The sequence below is a fragment of the Pseudomonas sp. LS-2 genome, assembly GCF_003605735.1.
Taxonomy (GTDB): Bacteria; Pseudomonadota; Gammaproteobacteria; order Pseudomonadales; family Pseudomonadaceae; genus Aquipseudomonas.
In genome coordinates this window covers 1-3,310 of the sequence record NZ_QXTJ01000022.1, presented here as the reverse complement: position 1 = coordinate 3,310, position 3,310 = coordinate 1, and the positions used below count along the sequence as shown (strand labels likewise).

Annotated in this window: 2 protein-coding genes; both read left to right on the top strand. The window is 61.7% G+C overall.

The features are described 5' to 3' along the window. Positions 1–2,886 (top strand): type VI secretion system tip protein VgrG (vgrG, locus tag D3M70_RS31950; RefSeq protein ID WP_165869792.1); only part of this gene is annotated, 2,886 nt, incomplete at its 5' end. After that, positions 2,883–3,310: DUF2931 family protein (locus D3M70_RS12620; protein ID WP_120126092.1), on the top strand; the 428-nt coding region annotated here is incomplete at its 3' end. The genes vgrG and D3M70_RS12620, both read left to right, overlap by 4 nt.

The window sequence follows — 3,310 nt, the reverse complement described above, 5'->3', positions numbered from 1 at the left end:
GTGTGCTTCCGACCCCCGCTGCCGGCCAAACCGCAGATCGCCGGCACCATTCCTGCGCGGGTCACCAGCCAGATCGTCGACGACCCCTACAGCGACATCGACATGGAAGGCCGCTACCGGGTCAACTTCCTGTTCGACCGCGACATCTGGAACAACGGCGGAACAAGCATGTGGCTGCGTCTGGCCCGGCCCTACGCCGGCCGCACCTACGGCCTGCACCTGCCGCTGATCTGCGGCACCGAAGTGGCCGTCGCCTTCGAAAACGGCGACCCCGACCGGCCCTACATCGCCCACGCGCTGCACGACAGCCGCCACCCCGATCACGTCACCCTCGACGACAGAGACTACACGCGCAACGTGCTGCGCACCCCGGCGAACAACAAGCTGCGCATGGAAGATGAGCGAGGGAAGGAACACGTCAAGCTCAGTACCGAACACGGTGGCAAGAGTCAGCTCAATCTTGGGCATCTGGTGGATGCGAAAAAGCAGAAGCGCGGTGAAGGGTTTGAGTTGCGCAGCGATGGTTGGGGAGCGCTGCGCGGTGGCAAGGGGCTGTTTGTCAGTGCGGATGAGCAGCCTAAAGCGCAGGGTGATGTGTTGAACATGGAGGAGGCAGTCGCCCAGCTTCAGCAGGCCTTGAACCTGGCCAAGACGCTGGCGCAAGCCGCGAGCAGCTCCGGTGGTCTGCCCGCTGACATCCCCGCGCAACACGCGCTCAAGGAACTGCTGAACGGGCTTAAAGCGCCGGGGCTGGTCGCCACCGCCCCGGCGGGGATCGCCATGACCACACCGGCCAGCCTGCAACTCTCGGCGGGGCAGAACCTCACCGCCACCGCCGGCGACAGTGCCGACATCAGTGTCTTCAAACGTTTCAGCGTGGCAGCGGGCGAAGCCATCAGCCTGTTCGCCTCAAAGCTCGGTTTCAAGGCCATCGCCTCTCACGGCCCGGTGGATATCCAGGCCCAGAGCGATGAAATGCTGCTCAGGTCCCGCCAGAAACTGACCATCGCCAGTACCGAGGACGAAGTATTCATCGACGCCAGACAGGGCATCACCCTGGTCAGCGGCGGTGCCTACATCAAGCTCAAGGACGGCTCGGTCGAAATCGGCGCGCCGATGGACCTGCGCATCAAGAATGACCGCATCGCCTGGGGCGGCGCGGCCTCGCTCAAGGACGCCCTCAAACCCTGGGTGCTCGAGGACCCGCAATACAAATACGCCATGAGCGGCGGGTTCCGGATCCGCGACAACGACAGCGGCATCCCCATGCCCTTTGTGCCTTACCGCATCGAAGTCAGCGACGGCCGTGAATTGCACGGCGTCACCGACCGCGACGGCTTGACGCAGAAGGTCTACAGCAACGTTCCGGAAACGATGGTCCTGTACGAAGACTTCGACCAGCCCGATCTGCCCGAAGAGGAAGAAGAGGAAGAGGAACTCACCGACGGCATCACCTTGCGCCTGGGCCTGTTTTTCGACGGCACCGGCAACAACCAGGCCAACGCCGCTGCTACCGCACAGTGCCGACGACTGGATCTGGTCAGCTACAGCGGCAGCGAACTGGAGAACATTCAGACGGTTTGCCAGAAGTACGGTTTCGGCGGTTTTGACGGGACAGCCTTCAACAATGCACCCGATAACAGCTACGGGAATGCGCCGAGTAATGTGGTGCATTTGCATGGGCTATACCCGGACAACATCACGATGCCCATGAAGGACAGCGCCGATACGGGCTACATCAAGGTTTACCTCGAAGGCATTGGTACGCGCAGTGGTGCTGAGGATGAGACATTCGTTGGTCAGGGATTAGGACTGGGTGAAACCGGAGTGGTGGCGCGGGTCAGGCAGGCGTCAGACCTGGTCGCAGAGCAATTAAGGGTATTTGCTGACAACAATGCAAACCGCCCCATACGGCGAATTGAGATTGATGTCTTCGGCTTCAGCCGGGGCGCCGCCGCCGCTCGGCACTGTGCGAACGAGTTTCTCAAACCTGGTTGCGGCGTGTTTGACGACGTGCTCATTGCCGGCAGATTTGGCCTGCAGAAAAGCTTCGACCCTGCGGTGGACGTGCGCATCAATTTCATCGGCCTGTTCGATACGGTTGCCGCGATTGCCAACATGCACCGGGCGGACATGAGCGTGGCCGACGACACCAACTATGGGGTCAATCTGTACCTGCCGCCCGGCTGCGCACGACAGGTGATCCAGTTGCGCGCCATGGACGAATGCCGCAACAACTTCTCCCTCAACAGCGTCGGCAAGGCTCACCGCGAAATCCGCCTGCCGGGGGTGCACTCGGACCTGGGCGGCGGCTACTTGCCCCGAGCGCGCGAGCACATCTGGCTGACTGCTCCGACCCGGGCCACGGTACCGAATGGCCGCAGGGTCGAAGCCCATCAGGTATGGACACTTGCCGAAAAAGACGCGCAGGAATGGCGCGAGACCGGCATTGCCCGTGAAGGGACAATCGTGGTCAAGGCCTGGCCGGCGGCCAGGGCACCTCGCGGCAGGGATGAGATCGGCGACACTGACTACTGGGTCACAACCGTCCTCGACCGCCAGGTACGTGGCGAGCTGTCGTTGATCTATCTGCGGCTCATGCGCGAGCTGGGCGTGCGTCATGGCATTCCGTTCAAGAATCTGGATGCACGACCCCAATGGGCGCTCCCAGATGAGCTGAAGCCAATCGCTGAGACGATCCTGCAACAGGCACTGGACGGCAAGGAAGTCGAGTTGAACCCTACGGACCAAGCCCTCCTGCGCGCCCGCTACATCCATCAGTCCGCCCACTGGGTACCGACCATGGGAATGCTCATCAGTCGACCCGCCTCGCAGAACCGCCGCCGTGTGTATCCCGACGAACCACAAAAGGGGTATCCGCAATGAAGCGTCTGCTGCTGATCGTCGGGCTACTGCTGGGCTTGAACGCGTGCGCCAGCGGCCCAAGGCCACCCGCGCCGCCGAATCTTCCATACCACGCCTGGAATATCGGGCTGGTAGCGCCAATGCATATGGAGGTGTGGGTCGAGAGTGTTGATGTCGTTGATAAACGTGGCTTCGAATATTTCCACGTGTATGGCGGCGTCGCCAGTTACACCGGCGAAGTTGCGGGCTGGCACAAGAGAAGCGTCGGTGGAAAGCCCGTCAACAACGTCGACCTGCCCGACAAGATCTATCTGCGCTGGCAGTCGTTGGTGGAGCCCCAGGCCTACAGGATTGGTATCCAGATCCCCCAGTGGGTACGTGATGAGATGGTCAAGCCTCATCGGGTTTTTTGCAGGTGGGACCAAAAGGTCCTGACTCGTTATAG